Genomic DNA, 25,918 nt, shown 5'->3' on the forward strand with positions numbered 1-25,918 from the left:
AGCCATCCGGGAATGCAGCAATGAACGAACCGGGAAATCGCCAGGCCAGCGCGCGCCCTGAATACCGGTGAGGATAGCCCAGGCGCCCGATCCGCCGCAGTAAACCGCTCGGTCAGAACGCCTGAAAGGTTATCGGCCGGTCACGACGTATCTTGATCTGGCTCAGGACCGGGTCGTGATAAAGTCGCGTCCTGCCTTTGCCACGTTTTGAGATGACTTTCGCAATGACCGATTTCCAGGAATACGACGCCCGGCTCGAAAATTGGGAGACGTTGCGCACCGACACCGCTTTCAGCGGCCTGCTGGTGGGCAATGGCGCGAGCCGCGCCGTGTGGGACGATTTCGGCTATGACTCGTTGTTCGAGAACGCCCGCACCGTCGAGGAAAAACCACTGAGCCCTTCGGAACTGAGCGTCTTCGACGCCCTGCAGACCCGCAGTTTCGAGCAGGTACTGGGCGCGTTGAAAACCACCAGCCGGGTCAACAAGGCCCTGGCCGTCAGCTCCGCCGCCCCGCGCAATCGCTATTACGCGATCAAGGAAGCCTTGATCAACACCGTGCACGCGGTGCATATCCCCTGGCGACTGGTGCAACCCTCGACCCTGGGAAGTCTCAATCAGGAGCTGGGCCGCTACCGCACAGTGTTCACCACCAACTACGATCTGCTCAGCTATTGGGCGATCCAGCATACGCCCGAGACCCTGACCGATCTGTTCATGGGTGCCGATCACAGCTTCGATCCGAGTCGGACCAGTACAGACAAGCCGCGCCTGTTGTATCTGCACGGCGGCCTGCATTTGGTGCGCAACCAGGACGGCACGGCACGCAAGCTCGCTTCCACCGAAGGCACGCTGTTGGGCAGTTTTGCCATCAACAACACCCTCAAGACCCTCGACGACGTGCCGCTTTTTGTCAGCGAAGGGCCGAGCCAGGACAAACTCAAGACCATCCGCAGCAGCGATTACCTGTCGTTCTGCTACGACCAGTTACTGCACCACGACGACAATCTGTGTCTGTTCGGCCACGCCTTGGGCGAGCAGGACAGCCATATCGTCCATGCCCTGCGCCAAGCGGCGCCGAGAACCGTGGCCATCTCGATTTACCCGCGCAGCCAGGCGTTCATCCAGCATCAGAAGCGGCATTACGCCAAATTGTTCGAGGGCCTGGACACGCAATTGCGCTTCTTCGATGCCAAGACCCACCCACTGGGAGATCCGAAGCTGGCGGTGCCGGTGGAGGTTTAGATCAGACGGGCAGCGCAGAACCGTGGCGAGGGAGCTTGCTCGCGCTCCAGCGGGAGCAAGCTCCCTCGCCACAAGAGCTCACTCTATCGGACGAGTGCGGCGCGTAGCCCCTGGCTTCTACAAGGTGATGGCCGTGCCCAGCAGCGTCAGGAACCCCGCCAGCCAGTTCGGATGGGCGGGCCACGCCGGTGCCGTGGCCAGGTTGCCTTGGACATGGGCTTCGGTCACTGGAATATCGATGAACGTCCCGCCGGCCAGGCGCACCTCCGGAGCACATGCTGGATAGGCGCTGCATTCGCGCCCTTCCAGGATGCCTGCCGCCGCCAGCAATTGCGCACCGTGGCACACCGCGGCGATCGGCTTGCCCGCCAAATCGAAATCGCGCACCAGTTGCAGGACGCTTTCATTCAGGCGCAAGTATTCCGGCGCACGACCGCCCGGCACCAGCAGCGCGTCATAGTCGCTGGCCTGGACGCTGGCGAAATCATGGTTGAGGGCAAACAGATGCCCAGGCTTCTCGCTGTAGGTCTGGTCGCCTTCGAAATCATGGATCGCGGTGCGCACCGTCTGTCCGGTGGTTTTGTCCGGGCACACCGCATGCACTGTGTGGCCGATCATCTGCAGGGCCTGAAAAGGCACCATCACTTCATAATCTTCGACGTAATCGCCGACCAGCATGAGGATTTTCTTCGCGGCCATGGCATGGGCTCCTTTGGGATGCGTGGGGGAACGCATTAAAGGTAGTCCGCAGTAGCGATCTCCCGAGATTAACTGACGGATTGCACCTTCAGGAATGGCGAATGAACCTGTGGGAGCGAGCCTGCTCGCGAAGGCGGTGTGTCAGCTCAGTAACTACCGGCTGAAATAATGCTTTCGCGAGCAGGCTCGCTCCCACGGGTTCGGGGCAGGCGAACTGTCAGGCGAGGTAGCCGTCAGCCCGCAGCAGCGTTTCCAGGCAATGTTCGGTGATGCGGTAAAACGCCTTCAGCTCTTCGATCCTGGCGAGGAGTTCGATGGCATCCACCGGTTCCGGGCGCTTGACCGCCAGGATCATCTTGTTCTTGTTGGTGTGGTCCAGGGAGATGAACTCGAATACCTTGGTCTCGTAGCCACAGGCTTCGAGGTACAGCGCCCGCAGACTGTCGGTGACCATTTCCGCCTGTTGGCCCAGGTGCAGGCCATATTGGAGCATCGGCTTGAGCAGCGCCGGGCTCTGGATCTGCAGGCGGATCTGCTTGTGACAGCACGGTGAACACATGATGATCGAGGCCCCCGAGCGGATGCCCATGTGGATCGCGTAGTCGGTGGCAATGTCGCAGGCATGCAGGGCGATCATCACGTCCACTTCACGCGGCGCGACGCTGCGCACGTCCCCGTGCTGGAACTCCAGGCCCGGATGTTCAAGCCGCGCGGCGGCTTCGTTGCACAGCTTGACCATGTCCTCGCGCAATTCGACGCCTGTCACCAGCCCCTCGGCCTGCAAGGTGTTGCGCAAGTAATCATGGATGGCAAACGTCAGGTAGCCCTTGCCCGAGCCGAAATCCGCGACCCGCACCGGTTTGTCCAGCGCCAGCGGCGAAGACGTCAACGCGTGGCTGAAGACTTCGATGAACTTGTTGATCTGCTTCCACTTGCGCGACATCGCCGGAATCAGCTCGTGCTTGTGGTTGGTCACGCCCAGGTCGGCGAGGAACGGCCGGCTCAGATCGAGGAAGCGGTTTTTTTCACGGTTGTGCCCCGCGGACGGCACTTCCCGCAGTTGCTGGGGCTTGCTCTTGAACAACGAGCTCTTGCCCTTCTTGCTGTATTCCAGCTGCGCCTCGTCAGTGATTGCCAGCAGATGTGCGTTCTTGAACGAGGCCGGCAACAGCGCGGCGACCGTCTCAACGCCTTCGGCCAGCGGGAAGTTCTTGGTGATGTCGCGTGTCTTGTAGCGGTAGACAAAGGACAGGCACGGCTGATCCTTGACCGTCAGTTGCTTGATGATCAGCCGCTGCAGATCGGCTTCGTCACCGACGTATTTGGCCAGCACGAGCTTGATGAAGGCGTTCTGCCCAAGGCTGGCCTGCAACAGCTCGATGAACTGGGCGTGGTGATCCGGCGCGGGACGGGCGGAAGTTGCAGTGACGGACATGGAAAAGCGGCCTCGGGGCGGGCGGATCGGGAATGGCGGGTATTTTAGGGGGGATGGGAAGCCAGGGCACGGGGAATTTCCCCAACGGTGCAAAAGTGATAGTCCATCTTCATAGGTCAACAGGCTTCTGTGGCGAGGGAGCTTGCTCCCGCTCGGCTGCGAAGCAGTCGCCCGATTTGAGGCCTGACTCAACCCTTCAGACCGATGGGAAGCGCTTCGCGCTCCAGCGGGAGCAAGCTCCCTCGCCACAAAGGCGCTCCCGCCACAACGGTGTCCGACAGAAAATAGTGTCAGCCGAGCACCACCAACCGATTCGGCAACTCATTGCGCGCATGGGTCACCGGCACATGCGCCTTGAGCAGTTCGCCGCAGGCTTCAATGCACGTCACAAAGCCTTGCAACGTCTGGCCCTGGCGAACCTGCTGGGTAAATGCCGCGACAATCGCCTCCCAATGCTTATTGTCGAGTCGCTTGGAAATGCCCTCGTCCACCAGGATTTCCACATACCGCTCCGCCTCGCAAACGAAAATCAGCATGCCTGTGCCGTCCACCGTATGGTGCAGGTTCTGCTCGAGAAATTGCCGGCGCGCCAGGTTCGACGCTCGCCAGTGACGTACTGAGCGAGGGATCAGGTACGTGGTGATAGCAGGCAGGCGAAACAGCAGGCACAACCCGATGAAACTGCCCCACTGCACCAACAGCAAGCTGTGCGTGGTAAGCCAGCCCGTCAGGTAATGCACCACACCGGGGGCTACCAGGGCCAGCAAGCTGGCCCAGAGCAGCGGGATGTAGGCATAGTCGTCGGCGCGAGCAGCAAGCACCGTTACCAGTTCGGCATCGGTGTCGCGCTCGACCCGGGCAATGGCCTCGGCTACCTTGCGTTGTTCGTGTTCAGTCAGTAATGCCATGTCAAAAATGCCTGCTCATTATTATGCTCACCAGCCGCCCGACGAACCGCCGCCACCAAAACTGCCTCCGCCACCGCTGAAGCCTCCGCCACCGCCGCCGCCGAAACCACCACCGCCGCTTCTGGAGCCGCCACCGCCGGAACCGCCACTGCTCGGCAGGATACCAAGCACCTGGCAAACGCCTATCGTCAGGATGAATAGCATCGCCAGGAAGATTACCAGCCCCGCATGCCGGTCGATGAAATCGCCCTCACCCTGCGCTCCCGCGTCATACGCAGGGGCTGGCTCATCCAGCGGACTGCCGCCCAACACCACGAGCATCGCCGCGACGCCGTCGCTGATGCCCTTGTTGAAATTTCCCGTCTTGAATGCCGGAGTGATGACCTGATTGATGATGACGGAGCTCTGGGCATCGGTCAGCCGATCTTCCAGGCCATACCCCACTTCGATCCGCAGTTTACGGTCATCGCGGGCGACGATCAGCAGCGCGCCGTTGTTTTTATCCTTCTGCCCGATGCCCCAGTGGCGGCCTAATTGGTAACCGAAGTCTTCGATGCTGGTGCCCTGCAGGTCCGGCAGGGTGACGACAACCACCTGCTCACTGGTCGCCTGCTCATGGGCCTTGAGTTGCGCATCGAGTTGCGTGCGCACCGACGGGTCGAGTAGTTGGGCGGAGTCCACCACCCGCCCCGTCAATGCCGGAAATTTCAACTCGGCCTGGGCCGTGATGGCAAAGACCCAGAGCAACAGCACCAGGCCAAATTTCAACACTCGCATCAGAACTCCTGTGTGGGAGCGAGCTTGCTCGCGATAGCGGTGGATCAGTTTGCATCAATGCTGGATGTTTGGCCGCCATCGCGAGCAAGCTCGCTCCCACAGTTTTTTCAGAACTTCACTTCAGGCGCTTTTTCGGCATTCGGGCTGGTCGCCTCGAAGGTTTCGCGGACCGGCAAGTCGCTGTACATCACGCTGTGCCACAGGCGGCCGGGGAACGTACGGATTTCGGTGTTGTACTTCTGCACCGCCAGGATGAAGTCGCGACGCGCCACGGCAATGCGGTTCTCGGTGCCTTCGAGTTGCGATTGCAACGCCAGGAAGTTCTGGTTGGCCTTCAGGTCCGGGTAGCGCTCGGACACCACCATCAAGCGGCTCAACGCCCCGCTCAACTGGTCCTGGGCTTGTTGGAACTGCTTGAGTTTTTCCGGATTGTCCAAGGTATTGGCATCGACCTGGATCGAGGTGGCCTTGGCCCGCGCTTCGATTACTGCGGTCAGGGTTTCCTGCTCGTGCCGGGCATAACCCTTGACGGTTTCCAACAGGTTGGGGATGAGGTCGGCGCGGCGTTGGTATTGGTTCTGCACCTGGCCCCAGGCCGCCTTGGCCTGCTCGTCCAGCGTCGGGATGTTGTTGATGCCACAACCGGCCAGCAATGTTGTGAAGAGCATCAGGGCCAGCATTTGCAGGCCGCGAAGGTGGTTCAGTCGTGGATTCATCAGGTCAAGCGCTCCCTTGCATTGCATTAAAAAAACACCGCCACCTATCTTACCGGCGTCTGGGGCATAATCGCCGCCGCACTGGATCGAATCGGGTTGATGGGCTAAAAGATGCCCGGTGCGAAACTAAGTTCATCGGCACAAGCTCGAAAGTGTGCTGCATTTAACTGGAAACACCCGAACAACAATAGCCGCTCCTCACATTTAGGCTGACCGGCGTGTCCTGATCACCGCCCTTTAGGCTTGCGAGAAAACAATTCATGAAGAAGCTGTGTTTGCTGGGCCTGTTTGTCACCCTGGCCAGTCAATCCGTATTAGCCGACAACCTGCCAGCCCCCATGGAGAACAAGGACGCTTTCATCAGCAACCTGATGAAGCAGATGACCCTCGAGGAAAAGATCGGCCAACTGCGCCTGATCAGCATCGGCCCGGAAATGCCCCGGGAGATGATCCGCAAGGAAATTGCCGCGGGCAATATCGGTGGTACGTTCAACTCCATCACCCGCGACGAAAACCGTCCGATGCAGGACGCGGCCATGCGCAGCCGGTTGAAGATCCCGATGTTCTTCGCCTATGACGTGATCCATGGCCACCGGACCATTTTCCCGATTCCCCTGGCCCTGGCTTCGAGCTGGGACATGGACGCCATCTACCGCTCCGGCCGTATCGCGGCCAAGGAAGCGGCGGCCGACAGCCTGGACATCACCTTCGCGCCGATGGTGGATATTTCCCGCGACCCGCGCTGGGGCCGCACCTCCGAAGGTTTCGGCGAGGACACTTACCTGGTGTCGCGCATTGCCGGGGTGATGGTCAAGGCATTCCAGGGCAGCGGCGCCAACGCCGCCGACAGCATCATGGCCAGTGTCAAGCACTTCGCCCTGTATGGCGCGGTGGAAGGCGGCCGGGACTACAACACCGTGGACATGAGCCCGGTGAAAATGTACCAGGACTACCTGCCGCCCTACCGCGCTGCCATCGACGCCGGTGCAGGCGGGGTGATGGTCGCGCTGAACTCCATCAACGGCGTGCCGGCCACCGCCAACACCTGGCTGATGCACGACCTGTTGCGCAAGGAATGGGGCTTCAAGGGCCTGGCCGTCAGCGACCACGGGGCGATTTTCGAGTTGATCAAGCATGGCGTCGCCCGGGACGGTCGCGAAGCGGCAAAACTGGCGATCAAGGCCGGCATCGACATGAGCATGAACGACTCGCTCTACGGCAAAGAGCTGCCAGGACTGCTCAAGGCTGGCGAAATCGAGCAGAGCGACCTTGATAACGCGGTGCGTGAAGTGCTGGCCGCCAAGTACGACATGGGCCTGTTCAAGGACCCGTACCTGCGCATCGGCAAGGCCGAGGATGACCCGGCCGACGTCTATGCCGACAGCCGCATGCATCGCGCCGATGCCCGTGACGTGGCGCGCCGCAGCCTGGTACTGCTGGAAAACCGCAACCAGACCCTGCCTCTGAAGAAGACCGCGAAGGTCGCCCTGGTCGGTCCGCTGGCCAAGGCGCCGATCGACATGATGGGCAGCTGGGCCGCCGCCGGTCGCCCGGCGATGTCAGTCACCGTGTACGACGGCATGGCCCGTGCGCTGGGCGGCGAGTCGAAGCTGATCTACGCCCGTGGCGCCAATATCACCGGCGACAAGAAGGTGCTCGACTACCTCAACTTCCTCAATTTCGACGCACCGGAAGTGGTGGATGACCCGCGCCCGGCCCAGGTGCTGATCGATGAAGCGGTGAAAGCCGCCAAGGAAGCCGACGTGGTCGTGGCCGCCGTGGGCGAGTCCCGTGGCATGTCCCACGAGTCCTCGAGCCGCACCGAGTTGAACATCCCGGCCAGCCAGCGCGAGCTGATCAAAGCTCTGAAAGCCACCGGCAAACCCTTGGTGCTGGTGCTGATGAACGGCCGTCCGCTGTCGCTGCTGGAAGAACAACAGCAAGCCGATGCGATCCTGGAAACCTGGTTCAGCGGCACCGAAGGCGGCAACGCCATTGCTGACGTGCTGTTCGGCGACTACAACCCGTCGGGCAAGCTGCCGATCACCTTCCCACGCTCGGTCGGGCAGATTCCTACCTACTACAATCACCTGAGCATCGGCCGGCCGTTCACGCCGGGCAAGCCGGGCAACTACACCTCGCAATATTTCGACGACACCACCGGCCCGCTCTACCCGTTCGGCTATGGCTTGAGCTACACGACGTTCAACCTGTCGGACATGGCCTTGTCGTCCACCACGCTGAACAAGACCGGCAAGCTCGACGCCAGCATCACCCTGGAAAACACCGGCGAGCGTGACGGTGAAACCGTGGTGCAGCTGTACATCCAGGATGTGACCGGGTCGATCATCCGTCCGGTGAAAGAGCTGAAGAACTTCCGCAAGGTGATGCTCAAGGCCGGCGAGAAGAAAGTCATCCACTTCACCATCACCGAAGACGACCTGAAGTTCTTCAACGCCCAGCTCAAGTACGCCGCTGAACCGGGCAAGTTCAACGTGCAGATCGGCCTGGATTCCCAGGACGTGAAGCAGCAGAGTTTCGAGTTGCTCTGAGCCAGCCGCACCGCAATCCCCCTGTGGGAGCGAGCTTGCTCGCGATGAGGCCCTGTCAGTTAATGCATCATCGACAGTCAGGCCGCAATCGCGAGCAAGCTCGCTCCCACATTGGTTTTGCGGTGGGCTGGTTACCCCCGTCGATCCAGCAGATTCACCACCAGCCGGTCCACCCATCCCCACAACCGTTGCTTGACGCGCTTCCACAGCGGCCGGCGCTGCCAGGCGTCGAGGCTCACTTGCAGGCTTTGGTTGAAATCGCGCTCAAAACTGGCCGCCACGGCCTTGCTCAGTCCTGAGTCCAATGCTTCCAGATTGGCCTCCAGGTTGAAGCGCAGGTTCCAGTGATCGAAATTGCACGAGCCGATGCTGACCCAATCGTCCACCAGCACCATTTTCAAATGCAGGAAACATGGCTGGTATTCATAGATCTTCACACCGGCCTTGAGCAGGCGCGGGTAATAACGATGGCCGGCGTAGCGCACGGAGGGGTGATCGGTGCGCGGGCCGGTCAGCAGCAGGCGCACATCGACGCCCCGGGCGGCGGCCTTGCGCAAGGAGCGGCGCACGTTCCAGGTCGGCAGGAAATACGGCGTGGCCATCCAGATACGTTTCTGACCGCTGTTTAACGCCCGGGACAGTGATTGCAGTATGTCGCGGTGCTGGCGGGCGTCGGCATAGGCCACCCGGCCCATGCCCTCGCCCACCGGCGGAACACGGGGCAAGCGCGGCAAGCCGAAATTGGAAGCCGGTTTCCAGGCCCGACGATGGCGGTTGGCGAGCCACTGGCGGTCGAACAGAAGCTGCCAGTCGAGCACCAGCGGGCCGACAATTTCCACCATCACCTCGTGCCAGTCGCTTTGGTCTTCCAAAGGGTTCCAGAATTCGTCGGTGACCCCGGTGCCGCCGACCACCGCCAGGCGCTGATCGACCAGCAGCAGCTTGCGATGGTCGCGGTAAAGATTGCGCACCCAGCGACGCCAGCTCAGGCGATTGTAGAACCGCAGCTCCACACCTGCCTCGACCAGGCGATTGCGCAGGCCCAGGGTAAACGCCAGGCTGCCGTAGTCGTCGAACAGGCAGCGCACGCGAACACCCCGCTCGGCGGCCTGGACAAGCGCCTGGACCATCGCCTCGGCGCAAGCGCCCGCCTCCACCAGATACAACTCCAGTTCCACCTGTTCCTGGGCGCGGGCGATTTCCACCAGCATGCGCGGGAAGAACTGCGGACCGTCGATCAACAATTCGAAGCGATTGCCTTCGCGCCAGGGAAATACCGGACCGCTCATGTCAGCGCGCCGTGAAGATCAGTACCGCATTCACCGGCACCGATAGGCTGATGGTCGACAATCCGGCCAGTGCGCGCAGCTTTTCCAGGCCCGGCGCCAGGCCGAAATCCGCCGCGTTGAGCACCACCGGCTCCAGGGTCACGACCTGGAAACGTCGCTCATCCAGGCGCGTCGCCAGCAGTTGGGCGTTGTATTCGTGCTGCTTGCCATGCAGGTCCACCGTTACCGGCAGGCGCAGCTCCAACTGTGCGCCGTTGGCCAGGTCCTGGATCGGCATCAGGTCAAGCTGCGCGGTGATGGTGGCTTCGGCAAACTGCTTGATCTCGAACAGCTCGGCGCGCATGCGTTCGTCTCGCAGCGGGACGCCGCTGTTGATGGACTCCAGCTCGACCTCCAGCCGCGCCAGGCCCTTGGGCTGGACCTGGCCATGAAGCACGAGAAAGCGCTGGACCTCGGACACATTGCCGTTTTTGCTGCTGATAAACGAAAGCCGCGACGATTCGCCGTCCAGGTACCAGTCGGCCTGGGCCGGCAACGCGGCGCAGGCCAGCAGCAACGTGATGACAGCGTAGGGGAGAAACCGCTTGAACATACAGACTCGGAGGGCAGAGAAACCTGTGGCGAACCTTAACCGGGACGGGGGCGATTGCAAACTGTCGGTTTTCGACAACTGCCTTGGCTCGCCACAAAGGCAATCCTTGAATCAGCATTCAGGGTTCCAACCGACACCCCTGCCGCTCGCCGATCCAGCGCGCACTGTGGCTGCGCCCCAACCCGCTGACGGTGACGCGCCTGGCTTCAACGGTCTCGAAAAAATCGCTGACGGGAACCGACTGCTTCACGTAGCCCCGGCAATACTCGGCTGGCTGCCGCATCACATAGCGGCACGAGCAATACTCCTTGGCGGTGTACGCGCTGATGATATCGGGGAAGGCCTGCAGGGCCACCCGCTCCAGCCAGACCCAACCGAACAGGGCAATGAGCAGCACCGACGCCAGGCTGAGCAACACGTTGCGTCTCATGGTCGTACCGCCCCGGCGAAGGCCGCCATGGCGCGCTTGAGCAATTCGTTGTGGCGGTAGCTGCCGTCGCGGTCATCGCCGTAGCGCACGATCACCAGCCTGGCGCTGGGAATGATATACAGCGCCTGGCCCCAGTGGCCGAGCGCGGCGAACGTATCCGGCGGTGCGTCAGGCCATGGGCGGAGGGTGGAGTCGGCACCGCGATTGAGCCACCAATGCCCGCCAGGCACGGCTTCGTCCTGGCCCGCCTGGAATCCGGCGAAAGGCTCGCGATTGAATGCTATCCAGTCTTTGGGCACCAATTGTCGGTCGCCCCAGCGGCCATCGCGCTGCATCAACAAGCCGACACGCGCCAGGTCCTGCGTCGTGAGGTAGGCATAGGACGACCCGACAAACGTGCCGCTGGCGTCGGTTTCCCAGGTCGCGTGGCGGATGCCCAGCGGTTCGAACAGGGCCGTCCAGGGGTAATCGGCATAGCGCGCCGGGCCGACGATGGTTTTCAGCGCCGCCGCCAGCAGGTTGCTGTCGCCACTGGAGTAACGGAACACTTGCCCGGGCGGGCCGAAGCTTGCGTGCGCGGCAGTGAACGCCGCCATGTCGTGGCGCCCCCGCGTGTAGAGCATCGCCACCACCGAGGAATTGAGTGGCGCGTATTCGTAGTCTTCCTGCCAGTCCAGGCCGGAAGTCCAATGAAACAGATCGGCCAGGGTCATGTCCGGGTGTCGCTGCAGCGGCGGGTAGTACTTGGCAGCGGGAGCATCCAGGGCAAACAGCCTTTCGCCGTAGGCCACGCCGAAGATTGTCGCCAGCAGGCTTTTACTGATGGACCAGGTCAGGTGCGGAGTCTGGGCGGTCGTGGGTCCGGCGTAGCGTTCATAGACCAGTCGGCCGTCCTGGATGATCAGGAGCGCGTCGGTGCGGATGCCCTCGCGGGCGCTGTCATCCCTTTGGGGAAAGGCGTATTGCTCCAGCGCTTCGAGGGCCGGCCCGGTGGGCGTCGGGCCGGTTGGCCATTGTTCCGACGGCCAGTCTTCAGCGCGGGCTGTGAGGGTCAACAGCAACAGCGGAAGCAACAGCCAGCGTCTGGACATGCGTGGGGCTCGCAGGGTTGAACCTGCAGAGACTAGCCGGGCTTGATGACAGTTTGAGTGTGGAGGGCGCCCGGTGGGAGCGAGCCTGCTCGCGAAAGCGCCGGATCTGTGGCGTGGATGCAGGCTGACACTCCGCTATTCGCGAGCAGGCTCGCTCCCACATAGATCCCGTCGCTCCAAAGGCTAGCCCAACGCCTTGGCCAACCGCTTGGCCCGCGCGCCCGCCGCGATATCCATGACCCCTTTGTCGCGCCCCCACATTTCTCGCCACGACGCCGGCCCAGCAGCCAGTGCCTCATTCAATTGGACATCAAGCCCCTTGAACTGCGCGAACAGCCCACCCAGCAGCACATGCCCGGCCGCACTGGACGGATTTTGCCGGCTCACCTCCGCGCACCCCGCCAGCAACGCCAACAGACGCAGTTGCAAGGCCTGCGGCCAATCGCACTCCTGGCCCACACCATAGAGCCAGGCAGCCATTGCACTGAGCACATAAAGGTCTTCCAGGGTACGGAACGGTTTGACGTAGGCATCCCAGCCGTCACCTGGCAGCACTTCGCACAACGCGCCATCGAGCAATACCCGAGCATGGCCGATGTCCGGCATCAAGGGGATGGCGGGGAGTTTTTCCAGGTTTACACCGGGTTCTCCGCCATAGACCACCGCCAGCTTCAGCCGCGGTGCTTCGCCGGCCGCTTCGCTTCGGGCCGCGATCAGCAGCCATTCGGCGGCATCGCCCGCGGTGACGAAATCCTTGCGTCCATTCACCCGCAAGTCGCTGAGACGGGTCTGCATATCCGCCGGGCGCAGGCTGCGCTGCTCGGTGGCGCACAAGGCGCCGAGGCTCTGCGGCGCGCTTGGCCAGAGCGCCCGCAGGGCCGCCTGGTAGCCCACCAGGAACGCCAGCCCCGGCGTGGCCATCAACCTTGCGCCGGCCACGGCCAGCTCGAATGGCGTGACCGGCCCCAGCCGTTGCAACAAGCCCGCGTGACCTTCCGCCAGATCCACAAAGACAGGCAACCGCTCGCCGCGTTCGATCAGGGTTTGCCAAGGCATGGGGGTTCCTCGTGGGCTGTCATATAAGCATCACCAAAGCTTCATGGCGATGACACCGGGGCTACATAGCCTGACTTTGCACAACATGGCTGCATAAAGAAAGTCGATTGGCTCACCCCAAGACGGGTGTAAAGCCCGCACGGAGATTCGCTATGACTCAGATCGCCCGCATCAGCGACACCGGCAATGAACGCCGCCTGCAAGCCGAACGCCTGATTGGCGCCAAGACCTTGCACGAAGCACAGGCCCTGCGCTTCAACGTCTTCAGCGGCGAATTCAACGCCAAGCTCAAGGGCGCGGAACTGGGTCTGGACATGGATGACTATGATGTTCACTGCGCCCACATCGGCGTACGCGACCTGAACACCGGCCGCCTCGTGGCGACCACCCGCCTGCTCGACCACCAGGCCGCCAGCAGCCTTGGCCGGTTCTACAGCGAGGAAGAATTCAGCCTGCACGGCCTGGTCCATCTCCAGGGTCCGATCCTGGAAATCGGCCGCACCTGCGTCGACCCGGCCTACCGCAACGGCGGCACCATCGCGGTGCTCTGGGGCGAACTGGCCGAAGTCCTCAATGAAGGCGGCTACAGCTACCTGATGGGTTGCGCGAGCATTCCGATGCAAGACGGCGGCATCCAGGCCCAGGCGATCATGCAACGCCTGCGCGAACGCTACCTGTGCACCGAACACCTGCAAGCCGTGCCGAAAAAACCCTTGCCGGCACTGGACGTACCGTCCAACGTCATCGCCGAGATGCCACCGCTGCTCAAGGCGTATATGCGCCTGGGCGCGAAGATTTGCGGCGAGCCGTGCTGGGACGAGGATTTCCAGGTCGCCGACGTGTTCATCCTGCTCAAGCGCGACGAACTCTGCCCGCGTTATGCCCGTCACTTCAAGGCGGCGGTGTGATGAGCCGGCTGCGGGTGTACGCGCGAATCGCGCGCGTGTTGCTGGTCGTCGCGCTGGGCCTGGCCATGGCCAGTGTGTTCGGGCTGCTGGAGCGCCTGGGGCTGGCCCATTCGATGGTGCGCCGCCAGCGCTGGTCGAGGTTTTTCATGGCGCGACTGAGCAATGCCCTGCCCTTTCGCGTCACCGTTCATGGACGCCTGCCAAAACAGCCGATGCTGTGGGTCAGCAACCATGTGTCCTGGACTGACATTCCGCTGCTGGGCATGCTCGCGCCGCTGTCGTTCCTGTCCAAGGCCGAAGTGCGCACCTGGCCGGTGGCTGGATGGCTGGCGGCCAAGGCCGGCAGCCTGTTCATCCGGCGCGGCTCGGGCGACAGCCAATTGATTCGTAAACAGATGAGCCGCCATCTGGAGCAAGCGCATCCGCTGCTCATGTTCCCTGAGGGCACGACCACCGACGGACGTTCGCTGCGCACGTTCCATGGTCGCCTGCTGTCGGCGGCCATCGATGCCGACGTGGCCTTGCAACCGGTGGCGATCCGTTACCTGCGTAACGGCAAACCCGACTTGCTGGCTCCCTTCATTGGCGATGATGACCTGCTGTCGCACCTGATGCGCCTGTTTGCCAATGACCTGGGCGACGTGGAAATCCACTTGCTGAAGCCCATTGCCTGCCACGGCCAGGAACGCGCGGCCCTGGCGTTCCAGGCGCAACAGGCAGTGCACAAGGCGCTGTTCGGTACGATTCCAGAGAAACAGCAAGCGCCGGTGCGGCCTGCGGCGATTGCGGCTTGATCCGAATCCGCATGAGGTCCCTGTGGGAGCGAGCTTGCTCGCGATAGCGATTTAACATTCAGCAGATGTGCTGGCTGATACACCGCTATCGCGAGCAGGCTCGCTCCCACAATTTAGTCCTGCGGTGTGATCTGATTCTGCGCAAAATCCTGCAACTGCGGATAGAACAACCGAAAATCCTCGCTCAACGGCTCATACAGCCTGACCAACTCCTCCATCGCCCCGGCCAGTTCCTCGGGCCGCGAAAGGCGCCGGGAAATACCGCGCAGCACCTGCCCGAGCACGTCGAATTCCTTATAGGAACCCAGCCAGTCATCCGCGGCCATGAACGGCGCGATCTGCGCCAGGCGCCCGGGCAGTTGCGTTTCGGCGGCGAGCACCTGATAGACCCGGGAGGTGAAATCCAGCAGCGGCCCTTCGCCGTACTGCGCCCAGTCGCGGGCCAGGCAATGGTCGAAAAACACATCCAGCACGATCCCGGCATAACGCCGGCGGACCGTGGAGAAGCGCGACAAGGCGATATCCACCAACGGATGGCGGTCGGTGTACATGTCGATGCGTCGATGCAGGGCGATCGCCGCTTCGATCTGCGGAGTGAATTGCCCCTGCAGCGGCCCTTTGACGAAATCGCCGTAGAGGCTGCCGAGCAGTTGTTCCCGGCCAGGGCCGCCGAGGTGCAGGTGTGCGAGATAGTTCATGGCGGGCAGCTTACCATCGCCACGCCTATATCGTTATAACCCGATATAGCGATTTGTTCGTCCCTCAGATCAAATACATATTGGTATATCGCGAAGCAACGATTTAAGGTTCGCCTCATCGCGATATAGCGTTATACATAAGAGCTGCCCCAATGACCCTCGACCTCGACGAAATAATAAAAGCCCTGGCGCACCCAGTACGGCGAGACATCCTCAACTGGCTCAAGGACCCCAAGGTCCAGTTCCCCGAACAGTTGCACAACCATGAATTCGGCATTTGCGCCGGCCAGATCGATCAGCGCTGCGGCCTTTCGCAGTCCACGGTTTCGGCGCATCTGGCGGTGTTGCAGCGGGCGGGGTTGATCACCAGCCAGAAGGTCGGTCAATGGCACTTCTTCAAACGCAACGAGGACGTGATCCAGCAATTCCTCAAGCAAATGAGCCAAGAGCTCTGACCTGACAAGGATTCGAAATGCCCCTTTCACTCTTGATTCTGGCGCTCAGCGCCTTCGCCATCGGCACGACGGAATTCGTCATCATGGGCCTGTTGCCCGATGTGGCGGCGGACCTCGGCGTATCGATTCCCGGCGCCGGCTGGCTGGTGACCGGCTATGCGCTGGGCGTGGCCATCGGTGCGCCGTTCATGGCAATGGCCACCGCGCGGCTGCCGCGCAAGGCTGCGCTGGTGGCGCTGATGGGGATTTTCATAGTCGGCAACCTGCTCTGCGCCGTCGCCAGCGACTACAACGTACTGATGTTCGCCCGGGTCGTTACTGCCCTGTGTCACGGTGCGTTCTTCGGCATCGGCTCGGTGGTGGCGGCCGGCCTGGTGGCGCCGAACAAGCGCGCTTCGGCCGTGGCCCTGATGTTCACAGGCCTGACCCTGGCCAACGTGCTCGGCGTACCGCTGGGCACCGCACTGGGCCAACAGGCCGGCTGGCGCTCGACCTTTTGGGCCGTGACGGTCATCGGTGTGATCGCCCTGATCGGTCTGATCCGTTTCCTGCCGGCCAAGCGCGACGAGGAAAAACTCGACATGCGTGCCGAGCTGGTGGCGCTCAAGGGCGCTGGCCTGTGGCTGTCGCTGAGCATGACCGCGTTGTTCTCCGCCTCGGTGTTCACGCTGTTTACCTACGTTGCCCCCCTGCTCGGCGAAGTCACCGGCGTTTCGCCCCGTGGCGTGACCTGGACCCTGGTCCTGATCGGCCTCGGCCTGACGCTTGGCAACATCATCGGCGGCAAGCTGGCGGACAAGAGCCTGGCGAACACGCTGATGGGCGTCTTTTTGACCATGGCGCTGGTATCCACCGTACTGAGCTGGACCAGCGTGGCGCTGATCCCGACTGAAATCACCCTGTTCCTCTGGGCCACCGCCTGCTTCGCCGCCGTGCCGGCCCTGCAAGTCAACGTGGTGACCTTCGGCAAAGCCGCGCCAAACCTGGTGTCCACCCTGAACATCGGTGCGTTCAACATTGGCAATGCCTTGGGTGCCTGGGTCGGCGGCAGTGTCATCGACCATGGCCTGGGCCTGACAGCCGTGCCCCTGGCCGCCGGCGCGCTGGCCGTGCTGGCGCTGCTGGTAACCCTGATCACTTTTCGCCAGGGCGGCAATGCCGACCTGGCCCCTGCCACTCACTGACTTTTAGCCCTTCACTTGCGAGGTTGCATTTCATGGCGACAATTTTCGACCCCATCAAACTCGGTGACATCGAGCTGAAAAACCGCATCATCATGGCCCCGCTCACCCGCTGCCGCGCTGACGCAGGCCGAGTACCCAACGCGCTGATGGCCGAGTATTACGTGCAACGCGCCTCCGCCGGGCTGATCCTCAGCGAAGCCACTTCGGTGACGCCGATGGGCGTGGGCTACCCCGATACCCCAGGCATCTGGTCCAACGACCAGGTACGCGGCTGGGCCAACGTGACCAAAGCCATCCACGGCGCCGGCGGCAAGATTTTCCTGCAGCTCTGGCACGTCGGCCGGATTTCCCACCCGTCCTACCTGGACGGTGAGCTTCCGGTCGCTCCGAGCGCCATCCAGCCCAAGGGGCATGTGAGCCTGGTACGTCCGCTGGCCGACTACCCGACGCCGCGCGCATTGGAAACCGCGGAAATCGCCGACATCGTCGATGCCTACCGCGTGGGAGCCGAAAACGCCAAGGCCGCCGGGTTTGATGGCGTGGAAATTCATGGCGCCAACGGCTACCTGCTCGACCAATTCCTGCAAAGCAGCACCAACCAGCGCACCGACAACTACGGCGGCTCCCTGGAAAACCGTGCTCGCCTGCTGCTGGAAGTGACTGACGCGGCGATCGACGTCTGGGGCCCCGGCCGCGTGGGCGTGCACCTGGCGCCGCGCGCCGACTCCCATGACATGGGCGACGAAAACCGCCTGGAAACCTTCAGCTATGTGGCCCGCGAACTGGGCAAGCGTGGCATCGCCTTCATCTGCTCGCGCGAGAAAGAAGGCGCGGACAGCATCGGCCCACAACTGAAGCAAGCGTTCGGCGGCCCGTACATTGCCAATGAGCGCTTCACCAAAGAGAGTGCCAATGCCTGGCTGGCGGAAGGCAAGGCTGACGCCGTGGCGTTCGGCGTGCCGTTCATTGCCAACCCGGACCTGCCGGCACGCTTGAAAGCCGATGCACCGCTGAACGAACCTCACCCGGAAACCTTCTATGGCAAAGGACCGGTGGGGTATATCGACTATCCAGTCATGTAATTAACCCGCCGCAAACAAAAAGCCCCGCCTTTGCACAGCGGGGCTTTTTGTTTAAACATTTCGTCGACATCTAAAAGTTCTAAATAAAACTTCAATCATTCATATTGCCTCTGGTCGCCACGAGTAAATTAGCGACGATCAAACATCAACTATCTCAAGCAAAGAGAGCAATATGAATAACTTTCCAGAAGATCCAGCAGATACAAAACCAAACGATTCCGCTGAAGAAAAAGCGTACCACGAACACTACGACAGGCAGATCCAGGCGTTGGAATCTGCCAAGGCGCCCGCTCACTCAACACGATTCATCATGAAAGTCGTCAACAATACCGAGCACGACCTTGATGCCAATAAAAACACGCTTGGCCTGAGCGCCGACAACCTCGCCACCTTGCAACTTCCCTCAGGAGGTATCAGCGTCTATGGTCAAGACTTCCGCTACGTTCGAAACCCAGGTTCTCGCAGCAAGGACATATATCACCACTCTATTCAATTCGGCGAAATGGACGTGGGCGTGTTCGTTGAGTTTGGTTTGCGCGTTGAAACTTCGTTCGGGCTTTTCGCGCCGACCGTAACGCCAGTGCGCATTTGCAAAGTTACGACTATCGGAACCCTCCCAATCAATTGCACAGCCCGGATTACTCGTGCATTAAGCACAGACCCTTACAGCTTTACCATGGAGGTCACGCTGGGCTGAGGCTTGTTCTCCGAGCATCTGCAAACATGCCTGCTGCGCCGGCATTGCGCCCTGACGGGGCTCGCTTGCCGGACCACACACAATTTCCCTACAAAGTAATGCGTGTGCTGACTGTCAACGAATCAGCACTACGTATATAAAGTGCCCCGAACCCGGAACCATTCCGTCAGGGCCGTCCGAATGAGCTATTGACATAAACCGACTCAATTACGCATTTTGTTTCATTTGCGCAGGTTAGGGCTCAGGCGCAGCATGTCCAACCCGATATCCACCCAGCGCTCGGCCTCACCGGCCAGGGCGAAGCTGTCCGGCGCCAGCAGCCACTGATACAGGATCCCGTCGATATAGGCATGGATAGCCACCGCAGCCCTCTCGGGATCCAGGTCATTTGGCATCTGACCGCGTTTCATTGCATTGCGCAGGGACAGCGCGATTCGCACGTTACAGTCGAGGCTGACCTCGCGCCGCTGCTGGCGCAAGTCGCACATTTCATCGGTGAATTCACACTTATGGAACAGAATCTCATTAATGCGGCGGGTTTTCGGGTCCAGGGCCACCTGCTGGAACAACCTCACCAGCAGCTTGCGCACGCACCCCAGCGGGTCGAGTTCCTCCTCGCTTTCGCTGGCGCGGGCCAACTCATCGAGCGGCTCATGCAAGGTATCGAGCATGGCCTGGAGCAAATCCGCCTTGTTGCTGAAATGCCAGTAGATCGCACCACGCGTCACACCGGCCAGCGTCGCGATGTCGGCCAGCGTCGTTCGCGCCACGCCGCGCTCGAAGAAGGCCTTTTCGGCCGCTTCAAGGATCTGGCTGCGAGTCTCCAGGGCTTCTTCTTTGGTACGACGTACCATGGCAGTAAACACCTCAATCAGGATGCGTAAGCAATGCGTAAGGATCGGTTGGATAACCTATGAGGCAGCGCCCGTCGGAACGCGTCCCCGGACTGCATCGGCCTTTGTCAGGCTTTTGTAAATACGGATGGTACGCAATTTGGCTGTTTACAAACAACCATGTACGTAAGTATATTTCTTAGCAACCTATTAATTGAATAATGCTCATTTTTTAACCTTCCACTTTTCGAGTGCGCCTGTTGCGCGCCTGGACCCGAGGATTTCCATGCAATTCAAGCCAGCTGTTACCGCTCTGGTCACTGCCATCGCCCTGGCATCGCTGCTCAGCGGATGCAACAAGGAAGAGGCTGCCCCTGCCCCTCCCCCTCCTCAGGTCGGCGTCGTAACCCTCAAGACTCAGCCTTTTACCCTGACCTCTGAATTGCCGGGCCGCACCAGTGCGTTCCGCGTCGCCGAAGTGCGTCCGCAGGTCAACGGCATCATCCTCAAACGCCTGTTCAAGGAAGGCGCCGACGTCAAGGCCGGCCAGCAGCTGTACCAGATCGACCCGGCCGTCTATGAAGCGAACCTCAAGAGCGCCGAGGCCAACCTGCGATCCACCAAGTCGATCGCCGATCGCTACAAGCAATTGGTCGACGAGCAGGCCGTCAGCCGCCAGGAATACGACACCGCCGTGGCCAACCGCCTGGAGTCGGAAGCGAACCTGCAGACGGCCCAGATCAACGTGCGCTACACCAAGGTCTACGCGCCGATTTCCGGTCGCATCGGGCGCTCCTCGGTCACCGAGGGTGCGCTGGTGAGCAATGGCCAGACCGACGCCCTGGCGACCATCCAGCAACTCGATCCGATCTACGTCGACGTGACGCAGAGTTCCGTCGAGCTGCTGAACCTGCGCCGTGAGCTGGAAAGCGGTCGCTTGCAGAAGGCTGGCGATAATGCCGCCATGGTCAAGCTGACGCTGGAAGACGGCAGCCAGTATCCCCATGAAGGCAAGCTGGAGTTCTCTGAAGTCTCGGTCGATCCGACCACCGGTTCCGTGACCTTGCGTGCCGTGTTCCCCAACCCTGAGCACACGCTGCTGCCGGGCATGTTTGTCCACGCACAGCTGCAGGCCGGCGTGAACAGCGCCGCAATCCTGGCGCCGCAGCAAGGCGTGACCCGCGACCTCAAGGGCACGCCGACTGCGATGGTCGTGGGCGCGGACAACAAGGTCGAGCTGCGTCAGCTCAAGGCCAGCCGTACCGTCGGCAGCCAGTGGCTGATCGAAGACGGCCTCAAGGCCGGTGATCGCCTGATCACCGAAGGGTTGCAGTACGTACGGCCAGGGGTGGAAGTCAAAGCCACCGAAGCCACCAACGTCGACGCAAAGAACCCGGCCCCCGCTCAGGCAGCTGACAAAGCCGCCGGCGGCAAAGGGGAGTAAACCATGTCGAAATTCTTTATCGACCGTCCGATCTTCGCCTGGGTGATTGCCCTGGTGATCATGCTGGTCGGGGCTCTATCGATCCTCAAGTTGCCGATCAACCAGTACCCGAGCATTGCGCCGCCGGCCATTGCGATCCAGGTGACCTACCCGGGTGCATCCGCACAAACCGTGCAGGACACCGTGGTGCAGGTCATCGAGCAACAGCTCAACGGTATCGACAACCTGCGTTACGTGTCGTCGGAAAGTAACTCCGACGGCAGCATGACCATCACCGCAACCTTCGAGCAAGGCACCAACTCCGATACCGCGCAGGTCCAGGTGCAGAACAAGCTGAACCTGGCCACTCCGCTGTTGCCGCAGGAAGTGCAGCAACAGGGCATCCGCGTGACCAAGTCGGTGAGAAACTTCCTGATGGTGATCGGCGTGGTCTCGCGCGATGGCAGCATGACCCGTGAGGACCTGTCCAACTACATCGTGTCGAACATGCAGGACCCGATCTCGCGCACCAAGGGTGTCGGTGACTTCCAGGTCTTCGGTGCCCAGTACGCCATGCGGATCTGGCTCGACCCGGCCAAGTTGAACAAATTCAACCTGACCCCGGTGGATGTGAGCAACGCCGTTTCCGCGCAGAACGTCCAGGTCGCGTCCGGCCAGCTCGGCGGCCTGCCTGCCCTGCCCGGCCAGCAGTTGAACGCCACCATCATCGGCAAGACCCGCCTGCAGACCGCCGAGCAGTTCAAGGCGATCCTGCTCAAGGTCAACCCGGACGGCTCGCAAGTGCGCGTCGGCGATGTCGCCGATGTGGCCCTGGGCGGCGAAAACTACAGCATCAACGCTCAGTTCAACGGCTTGCCGGCCTCTGGCCTGGCGGTGCGCCTGGCGACCGGTGCCAACGCCCTCGACACGGCCAAGGCCCTGCGCCAGACCGTCGATGATCTCAAGCCATTCTTCCCGCAAGGCCTGGAGGTGGTGTTCCCGTACGACACCACGCCAGTGGTGAGCGAATCGATCAAGGGCGTGATTGAAACCCTGATCGAAGCGGTCGCGCTGGTGTTCCTGGTGATGTTCCTGTTCCTGCAGAACTTCCGCGCCACCATCATCACCACGATGACGGTGCCGGTGGTACTGCTGGGTACTTTCGGGATCCTCGCCGCGTTCGGTTTCAGCATCAACACCCTGACCATGTTCGGCATGGTGTTGGCCATCGGCTTGCTGGTGGACGATGCCATCGTGGTGGTGGAAAACGTCGAACGGGTGATGAGCGAAGAAGGCCTGTCGCCCAAGGAAGCGACCAAGAAATCCATGGGCCAGATCCAGGGCGCCCTGGTGGGTATCGCCCTGGTGCTGTCGGCGGTACTCCTGCCGATGGCGTTCTTCGGCGGCTCCACCGGCGTGATCTACAAACAGTTCTCCATCACCATCGTCTCGGCCATGGCCCTGTCGGTGCTGGTTGCCCTGATCTTCACCCCGGCCCTGTGCGCCACCATGCTCAAGCCAATCCCCAAGGGCGAGCACGGCACGCCGAAACGCGGTTTCTTCGGCTGGTTCAACCGCAACTTCGACCGTGGCGTCCGCAGCTACGAGCGTGGCGTGGGCAACATGCTCAAGCACAAGGCCCCGTACCTGCTGGCCTACGTGATCATTCTGGTCGGCATGGTCTGGCTGTTCACCCGCATCCCCACCGCGTTCCTGCCGGAAGAAGACCAGGGCGTGTTGTTCGCCCAGGTGCAGACACCGGCCGGCTCCAGTGCCGAGCGCACCCAGGTGGTCGTGGACAAGATGCGTGAGTTCCTGCTGCGTCCGAGCAAGGACGGCGGTGAAGGGGATGGCGTGGCCTCGGTGTTTACCGTAACCGGCTTCAACTTCGCCGGTCGTGGCCAGAGCTCCGGCATGGCGTTCATCATGCTCAAGCCGTGGGAAGAGCGAAACGCCGACAACACCGTATTCAAGATCGCCGGCCGCGCCCAGCAGCACTTCTTCACGTTCCGCGACGCGATGGTGTTTGCCTTCGCTCCGCCAGCGGTGATGGAATTGGGTAACGCCACCGGTTTCGACGTGTTCCTGCAGGACCGCGCCGGCATCGGTCACGAAAAGCTGATGGAGGCTCGCAACCAGTTCCTGGGCATGGCTTCGCAGAGCAAGGTCCTGACCCAGGTGCGTCCGAACGGTCTCAACGACGAGCCCCAGTACCAGTTGGACATCGATGACGAGAAGGCCAGTGCCCTGGGCATCACCCTTTCGGACATCAACAATACGCTGTCGATTGCCCTCGGCAGTAACTATGTCAATGACTTCATCGACCGTGGTCGGGTGAAACGCGTCTACGTTCAAGGCCGACCGGACGCGCGCATGAGCCCGGAGGACCTGAACAAATGGTACGTGCGCAACAGCGCCGGGACCATGGTGCCGTTCAGCGCCTTCGCCAAGGGCGAGTGGACCTACGGATCGCCGAAACTGGCCCGTTATAACGGCGTGGAAGCGATGGAAGTCCTCGGTGCTCCGGCGCCAGGTTACTCCACGGGTGAAGCGATGGCCGAAGTCGAGGCCATTGCGCAGAAGCTGCCGGCGGGTGTCGGCATCTCCTGGACCGGCCTGTCGTACGAGGAACGCCTGTCGGGTTCCCAGGCGCCGGCTCTGTACGCGCTCTCGCTGCTGATGGTATTCCTCTGCCTGGCGGCGCTGTATGAAAGCTGGTCGATTCCGATCGCGGTCATGCTCGTGGTGCCGCTGGGGATCATTGGTGCCCTGCTGGCCACCAGCCTGCGCGGCCTGTCCAACGACGTGTACTTCCAGGTGGGTCTGTTGACGACCATCGGCCTGGCGGCGAAAAACGCCATCCTGATCGTCGAGTTCGCCAAGGAACTCCATGAACAGGGCCGGACTCTGGTGGAGGCCGCGATCGAAGCCTGCAGGATGCGTCTGCGGCCGATCATCATGACGTCCCTGGCGTTCGTCCTCGGCGTCGTCCCGCTGGCCATTTCCACCGGCGCCGGCTCGGGCAGCCAGCACGCCATCGGTACCGGCGTGATTGGCGGTATGCTCACCGCGACCATCCTGGCAATCTTCTGGGTGCCATTGTTCTTCGTGACGGTGTCGTCAATCGGTCGACGTAAAAATATCGACCAGGACCACACTCCTGAAACTTCTAAAGAGGCTGGCCAATGAGCAAGTCGCTACTTTCCCTGACCATCGCTGCCGTCGTGCTCAGCGGATGCTCGCTGATTCCCGACTATCAGCGGCCCGAAGCACCGGTCGCGGCGCAGTACCCGCAAGGGCCGGCCTATGAGCCGGCCAAAGCACCCGGCCAGGCCGCCGCCGAGCAGGGCTGGAAACAGTTCTTCCACGATCCGGCACTGCAACAGCTGATCCAGGTCGCCCTGGAAAACAACCGCGACCTGCGCGTCGCGGCGCTGAACATCGACGCCTACGCCGCGCAGTACCGCATCCAGCGCGCCGACCTGTTCCCGGCAGTCTCGGCCACCGGCTCCGGCAACCGCCAGCGGGTGCCGGCACGCGCCTCGCAAACCGGTGAAGCGGCAATCAGCAGCTCCTACTCGGCGACGCTGGGGATCAGCGCCTACGAACTGGACCTGTTCGGTCGTGTCCGCAGCCTGAGCGAGCAAGCGTTGCAAAGCTACTTCGCCACCGAAGAAGCCCGCCGCAGCACCCAGATCAGCCTGGTTGCCAACGTCGCCAACGCTTACCTGACCTGGCAGGCCGACAAGGAACTGCTCAAGTTGACCCAAGATACCCTCGGCACCTATGAGCAAAGCCTGAAGCTGACCTCGCGCAGCGCCGAAGTCGGCGTGGCCTCGGCCCTGGACTTGAGCCAAGCCCGTACGGCAGTGGAAAACGCCCGTGTGCAACTGGCCCGCTACACCCGCCAGGTGGCCCAGGACGAAAACAGCCTGACCCTGCTGCTGGGCACCGGCCTGCCGACCAACCTGCAGACACAACCGCTGAGCGCCGACCTGCTCAGCGAACTGCCACCCGGCTTGCCCTCGGACCTGCTGCAACGGCGCCCGGACATCCTCCAGGCCGAACGCAACCTGCTCGCCGCCAACGCCAATATCGGCGCCGCGCGGGCCGCGTTCTTCCCGAGCATCAGCCTGACGGCCAATGCCGGCACCCTCAGCCCGGACCTGTCCGGCCTGTTCAAGGGCGGCTCGGGCACTTGGACCTTCGCTCCGCAGATCAACCTGCCGATCTTCAACGCCGGCAGCCTGCGGGCAAGCCTGGACTACGCCAAGATCCAGAAAGACATCAACGTCGCGCAGTATGAGCAGTCGATCCAGACCGCGTTCCAGGAAGTCTCCGACGGCCTGGCCGCGCGCCAGACCTACAACGAACAGTTGCAGGCACAGACCGACTTCGTCGCCGCCAACCAGGACTACTACCGCCTGGCCGAGCGTCGCTACCGCATCGGCGTCGACAGCAACCTGACTTTCCTCGACGCCCAGCGTCAGTTGTTCAGCGCGCAGCAATCGCTGATCACCGATCGCCTTGCGCAACTGACCAGCGAGGTCAATTTGTACAAGGCCCTGGGCGGCGGCTGGAATGCCGAGACGGGCAAGCGCGAACCGATCGCGGAGAAAGCGCCGGAGACGAAGTTGTTTTGATTTGATGCGCTGAAAACATGAAGCCCACCGAAAGGTGGGCTTTTTGTTTGCGCCTGATTCCCAGCCCAACACAAATTCCAATGTGGGAGCGAGCCTGCTCGCGAAAGTATTGGATCAGCTTGCACTGATTTGAATGTGCCAACGTCTTCGCGAGCAGGCTCGCTCCCACCCGAGTCGTCTGCGCTCGTCAAATCTGCGTACACCGCTCCCGCAGGGAATTGTGTTTGTTTTGCCGTTCGATAATCGCCCGAAACCCGCAAATCGCAATTGAACCGATCCCGGGCGGCCCTTCACCATCGCTCGCACAAAACCAATAACAACAGGTTCGACGCCATGCTCCTACGCCCTGCACCGTCCGGCTGATCCTCAGCCACTTTAACCGTCCAGCCCCACCGTACTGCCTGCAACCCAA

The 25,918-nt window shown here is 61.8% G+C and carries 23 protein-coding genes; 11 read left to right on the forward strand and 12 right to left on the reverse strand.

Annotation, left to right across the window (positions count from 1 at the left end; translation table 11 throughout):
- The first annotated feature begins 224 nt into the window (after positions 1 to 224).
- The gene (locus J3P89_RS21705; protein WP_434695605.1) at positions 225 to 1,244 is read left to right on the forward strand and encodes a DUF4917 family protein; all 1,020 of its coding nucleotides are present in this window, start codon (positions 225 to 227) and stop codon (positions 1,242 to 1,244) included.
- Between the two features lie 117 nt (positions 1,245 to 1,361).
- On the opposite strand, the gene J3P89_RS21710 is transcribed toward J3P89_RS21705, so the two are convergent.
- The 5 genes from J3P89_RS21710 to J3P89_RS21730 form a co-directional block, all read right to left on the reverse strand.
- On the reverse strand, positions 1,362 to 1,943 hold the full coding sequence (locus J3P89_RS21710) for a DJ-1/PfpI family protein (protein ID WP_434603030.1): 582 nt from the start codon (positions 1,941 to 1,943) through the stop codon (positions 1,362 to 1,364).
- Between the two features lie 217 nt (positions 1,944 to 2,160).
- Entirely contained in the window at positions 2,161 to 3,378 is a 1,218-nt protein-coding gene (locus J3P89_RS21715) for a class I SAM-dependent methyltransferase (protein WP_434695606.1), read from the reverse strand.
- 290 nt (positions 3,379 to 3,668) lie between these two features.
- The gene (locus J3P89_RS21720) at positions 3,669 to 4,286 is read right to left on the reverse strand and encodes a TPM domain-containing protein (RefSeq protein WP_434625566.1); all 618 of its coding nucleotides are present in this window, start codon (positions 4,284 to 4,286) and stop codon (positions 3,669 to 3,671) included.
- A gap of 27 nt (positions 4,287 to 4,313) precedes the next feature.
- A complete protein-coding gene (locus J3P89_RS21725) occupies positions 4,314 to 5,063 on the reverse strand; it encodes a TPM domain-containing protein (RefSeq protein WP_434625568.1) in 750 nt (249 codons plus the stop codon).
- A 107-nt stretch (positions 5,064 to 5,170) separates the two neighbouring features.
- Positions 5,171 to 5,779 (reverse strand): LemA family protein, encoded by a 609-nt coding sequence (locus J3P89_RS21730; protein WP_434695607.1) that lies wholly within the window; start codon positions 5,777 to 5,779, stop codon positions 5,171 to 5,173.
- Between the two features lie 260 nt (positions 5,780 to 6,039).
- Between J3P89_RS21730 and bglX the strand changes: the two genes are divergently transcribed.
- A complete protein-coding gene (bglX, locus tag J3P89_RS21735) occupies positions 6,040 to 8,331 on the forward strand; it encodes a beta-glucosidase BglX (RefSeq protein ID WP_434695608.1) in 2,292 nt (763 codons plus the stop codon).
- Between the two features lie 131 nt (positions 8,332 to 8,462).
- Here the strand turns inward: bglX and J3P89_RS21740 are convergent, their stop codons facing one another.
- The 5 genes from J3P89_RS21740 to J3P89_RS21760 form a co-directional block, all read right to left on the reverse strand.
- The gene (locus tag J3P89_RS21740) at positions 8,463 to 9,620 is read right to left on the reverse strand and encodes a phospholipase D-like domain-containing protein (protein ID WP_434695610.1); all 1,158 of its coding nucleotides are present in this window, start codon (positions 9,618 to 9,620) and stop codon (positions 8,463 to 8,465) included.
- Position 9,621: 1 nt separating this feature from the next.
- Positions 9,622 to 10,212 (reverse strand): YceI family protein, encoded by a 591-nt coding sequence (locus J3P89_RS21745; RefSeq protein ID WP_434695611.1) that lies wholly within the window; start codon positions 10,210 to 10,212, stop codon positions 9,622 to 9,624.
- Positions 10,213 to 10,330: 118 nt separating this feature from the next.
- Positions 10,331 to 10,642 carry an amidase gene (locus tag J3P89_RS21750; protein WP_434695612.1) on the reverse strand — a complete coding sequence of 104 codons (312 nt, stop codon included), beginning with the start codon at positions 10,640 to 10,642 and terminating at the stop codon, positions 10,331 to 10,333.
- Positions 10,639 to 11,733, reverse strand: a complete 1,095-nt coding sequence (locus J3P89_RS21755) for a serine hydrolase domain-containing protein (protein WP_434695613.1) — start codon at positions 11,731 to 11,733, stop codon at positions 10,639 to 10,641. The genes J3P89_RS21750 and J3P89_RS21755 overlap by 4 nt, the downstream gene beginning before the upstream one ends.
- A 183-nt stretch (positions 11,734 to 11,916) precedes the next feature.
- Entirely contained in the window at positions 11,917 to 12,789 is an 873-nt protein-coding gene (locus tag J3P89_RS21760; RefSeq protein WP_434695614.1) for an acyl-CoA dehydrogenase, read from the reverse strand.
- Between the two features lie 152 nt (positions 12,790 to 12,941).
- On the opposite strand from J3P89_RS21760, the gene olsB reads away from it, so the two are divergent.
- Positions 12,942 to 13,697 carry an L-ornithine N(alpha)-acyltransferase gene (gene olsB, locus J3P89_RS21765; protein WP_434695616.1) on the forward strand — a complete coding sequence of 252 codons (756 nt, stop codon included), beginning with the start codon at positions 12,942 to 12,944 and terminating at the stop codon, positions 13,695 to 13,697.
- Positions 13,697 to 14,491: a lysophospholipid acyltransferase family protein gene (locus tag J3P89_RS21770; protein WP_434695617.1), complete on the forward strand. Its 795-nt coding sequence runs from the start codon at positions 13,697 to 13,699 to the stop codon at positions 14,489 to 14,491. The genes olsB and J3P89_RS21770 overlap by 1 nt, the downstream gene beginning before the upstream one ends.
- A gap of 113 nt (positions 14,492 to 14,604) precedes the next feature.
- Here J3P89_RS21770 and J3P89_RS21775 read toward each other — a convergent pair whose 3' ends face one another.
- Entirely contained in the window at positions 14,605 to 15,189 is a 585-nt protein-coding gene (locus tag J3P89_RS21775) for an ACP phosphodiesterase (protein ID WP_434695618.1), read from the reverse strand.
- A gap of 152 nt (positions 15,190 to 15,341) precedes the next feature.
- Here J3P89_RS21775 and J3P89_RS21780 point away from each other — a divergent pair, with 152 nt between their 5' ends.
- From J3P89_RS21780 to J3P89_RS21795, 4 genes are all read left to right on the forward strand, one after another.
- On the forward strand, positions 15,342 to 15,644 hold the full coding sequence (locus J3P89_RS21780) for an ArsR/SmtB family transcription factor (RefSeq protein WP_014336977.1): 303 nt from the start codon (positions 15,342 to 15,344) through the stop codon (positions 15,642 to 15,644).
- Positions 15,645 to 15,661: 17 nt separating this feature from the next.
- Positions 15,662 to 16,828, forward strand: a complete 1,167-nt coding sequence (locus J3P89_RS21785) for an MFS transporter (protein ID WP_305496263.1) — start codon at positions 15,662 to 15,664, stop codon at positions 16,826 to 16,828.
- Between the two features lie 32 nt (positions 16,829 to 16,860).
- Positions 16,861 to 17,910 carry an alkene reductase gene (locus tag J3P89_RS21790; RefSeq protein ID WP_434695619.1) on the forward strand — a complete coding sequence of 350 codons (1,050 nt, stop codon included), beginning with the start codon at positions 16,861 to 16,863 and terminating at the stop codon, positions 17,908 to 17,910.
- 172 nt (positions 17,911 to 18,082) lie between these two features.
- Positions 18,083 to 18,607, forward strand: coding sequence for a hypothetical protein (locus J3P89_RS21795; RefSeq protein ID WP_434695620.1), 525 nt, complete (start codon positions 18,083 to 18,085; stop codon positions 18,605 to 18,607).
- 221 nt (positions 18,608 to 18,828) lie between these two features.
- Here J3P89_RS21795 and J3P89_RS21800 read toward each other — a convergent pair whose 3' ends face one another.
- Positions 18,829 to 19,461: a TetR family transcriptional regulator gene (locus J3P89_RS21800; RefSeq protein WP_434653428.1), complete on the reverse strand. Its 633-nt coding sequence runs from the start codon at positions 19,459 to 19,461 to the stop codon at positions 18,829 to 18,831.
- A gap of 265 nt (positions 19,462 to 19,726) precedes the next feature.
- Here J3P89_RS21800 and J3P89_RS21805 point away from each other — a divergent pair, with 265 nt between their 5' ends.
- Genes J3P89_RS21805 through adeC form a run of 3 tightly spaced genes read left to right on the forward strand, consistent with a single transcriptional unit; the run spans position 19,727 to position 25,506 of the window.
- The gene (locus J3P89_RS21805; RefSeq protein WP_434625590.1) at positions 19,727 to 20,884 is read left to right on the forward strand and encodes an efflux RND transporter periplasmic adaptor subunit; all 1,158 of its coding nucleotides are present in this window, start codon (positions 19,727 to 19,729) and stop codon (positions 20,882 to 20,884) included.
- A 3-nt stretch (positions 20,885 to 20,887) separates the two neighbouring features.
- Complete coding sequence (gene emhB / locus J3P89_RS21810) at positions 20,888 to 24,052, forward strand: efflux RND transporter permease subunit EmhB (protein ID WP_434653431.1); 3,165 nt, start codon at positions 20,888 to 20,890, stop codon at positions 24,050 to 24,052.
- Entirely contained in the window at positions 24,049 to 25,506 is a 1,458-nt protein-coding gene (adeC, locus tag J3P89_RS21815) for an AdeC/AdeK/OprM family multidrug efflux complex outer membrane factor (RefSeq protein WP_434695621.1), read from the forward strand. Before emhB ends, adeC begins: the two co-directional genes overlap by 4 nt.
- Positions 25,507 to 25,918 lie beyond the last annotated feature (412 nt).

This window comes from Pseudomonas sp. Z1-14 (assembly GCF_051132005.1).
Classification (GTDB): domain Bacteria; phylum Pseudomonadota; class Gammaproteobacteria; order Pseudomonadales; family Pseudomonadaceae; genus Aquipseudomonas.

Excerpts from the sequence above, each read along its gene's own strand:
- J3P89_RS21705 (WP_434695605.1), top strand. The coding sequence starts at position 225 with ATGACCGATTTCCAGGAATACGACGCCCGGCTCGAAAATTGGGAGACG.
- J3P89_RS21710 (WP_434603030.1), bottom strand. The coding sequence starts at position 1,943 with ATGGCCGCGAAGAAAATCCTCATGCTGGTCGGCGATTACGTCGAAGAT.
- J3P89_RS21715 (WP_434695606.1), bottom strand. The coding sequence starts at position 3,378 with ATGTCCGTCACTGCAACTTCCGCCCGTCCCGCGCCGGATCACCACGCC.
- J3P89_RS21720 (WP_434625566.1), bottom strand. The coding sequence starts at position 4,286 with ATGGCATTACTGACTGAACACGAACAACGCAAGGTAGCCGAGGCCATT.
- J3P89_RS21725 (WP_434625568.1), bottom strand. The coding sequence starts at position 5,063 with ATGCGAGTGTTGAAATTTGGCCTGGTGCTGTTGCTCTGGGTCTTTGCC.
- J3P89_RS21730 (WP_434695607.1), bottom strand. The coding sequence starts at position 5,779 with ATGAATCCACGACTGAACCACCTTCGCGGCCTGCAAATGCTGGCCCTG.
- bglX (WP_434695608.1), top strand. The coding sequence starts at position 6,040 with ATGAAGAAGCTGTGTTTGCTGGGCCTGTTTGTCACCCTGGCCAGTCAA.
- J3P89_RS21740 (WP_434695610.1), bottom strand. The coding sequence starts at position 9,620 with ATGAGCGGTCCGGTATTTCCCTGGCGCGAAGGCAATCGCTTCGAATTG.
- J3P89_RS21745 (WP_434695611.1), bottom strand. The coding sequence starts at position 10,212 with ATGTTCAAGCGGTTTCTCCCCTACGCTGTCATCACGTTGCTGCTGGCC.
- J3P89_RS21750 (WP_434695612.1), bottom strand. The coding sequence starts at position 10,642 with ATGAGACGCAACGTGTTGCTCAGCCTGGCGTCGGTGCTGCTCATTGCC.
- J3P89_RS21755 (WP_434695613.1), bottom strand. The coding sequence starts at position 11,733 with ATGTCCAGACGCTGGCTGTTGCTTCCGCTGTTGCTGTTGACCCTCACA.
- J3P89_RS21760 (WP_434695614.1), bottom strand. The coding sequence starts at position 12,789 with ATGCCTTGGCAAACCCTGATCGAACGCGGCGAGCGGTTGCCTGTCTTT.
- olsB (WP_434695616.1), top strand. The coding sequence starts at position 12,942 with ATGACTCAGATCGCCCGCATCAGCGACACCGGCAATGAACGCCGCCTG.
- J3P89_RS21770 (WP_434695617.1), top strand. The coding sequence starts at position 13,697 with ATGAGCCGGCTGCGGGTGTACGCGCGAATCGCGCGCGTGTTGCTGGTC.
- J3P89_RS21775 (WP_434695618.1), bottom strand. The coding sequence starts at position 15,189 with ATGAACTATCTCGCACACCTGCACCTCGGCGGCCCTGGCCGGGAACAA.
- J3P89_RS21780 (WP_014336977.1), top strand. The coding sequence starts at position 15,342 with ATGACCCTCGACCTCGACGAAATAATAAAAGCCCTGGCGCACCCAGTA.
- J3P89_RS21785 (WP_305496263.1), top strand. The coding sequence starts at position 15,662 with ATGCCCCTTTCACTCTTGATTCTGGCGCTCAGCGCCTTCGCCATCGGC.
- J3P89_RS21790 (WP_434695619.1), top strand. The coding sequence starts at position 16,861 with ATGGCGACAATTTTCGACCCCATCAAACTCGGTGACATCGAGCTGAAA.
- J3P89_RS21795 (WP_434695620.1), top strand. The coding sequence starts at position 18,083 with ATGAATAACTTTCCAGAAGATCCAGCAGATACAAAACCAAACGATTCC.
- J3P89_RS21800 (WP_434653428.1), bottom strand. The coding sequence starts at position 19,461 with ATGGTACGTCGTACCAAAGAAGAAGCCCTGGAGACTCGCAGCCAGATC.
- J3P89_RS21805 (WP_434625590.1), top strand. The coding sequence starts at position 19,727 with ATGCAATTCAAGCCAGCTGTTACCGCTCTGGTCACTGCCATCGCCCTG.
- emhB (WP_434653431.1), top strand. The coding sequence starts at position 20,888 with ATGTCGAAATTCTTTATCGACCGTCCGATCTTCGCCTGGGTGATTGCC.
- adeC (WP_434695621.1), top strand. The coding sequence starts at position 24,049 with ATGAGCAAGTCGCTACTTTCCCTGACCATCGCTGCCGTCGTGCTCAGC.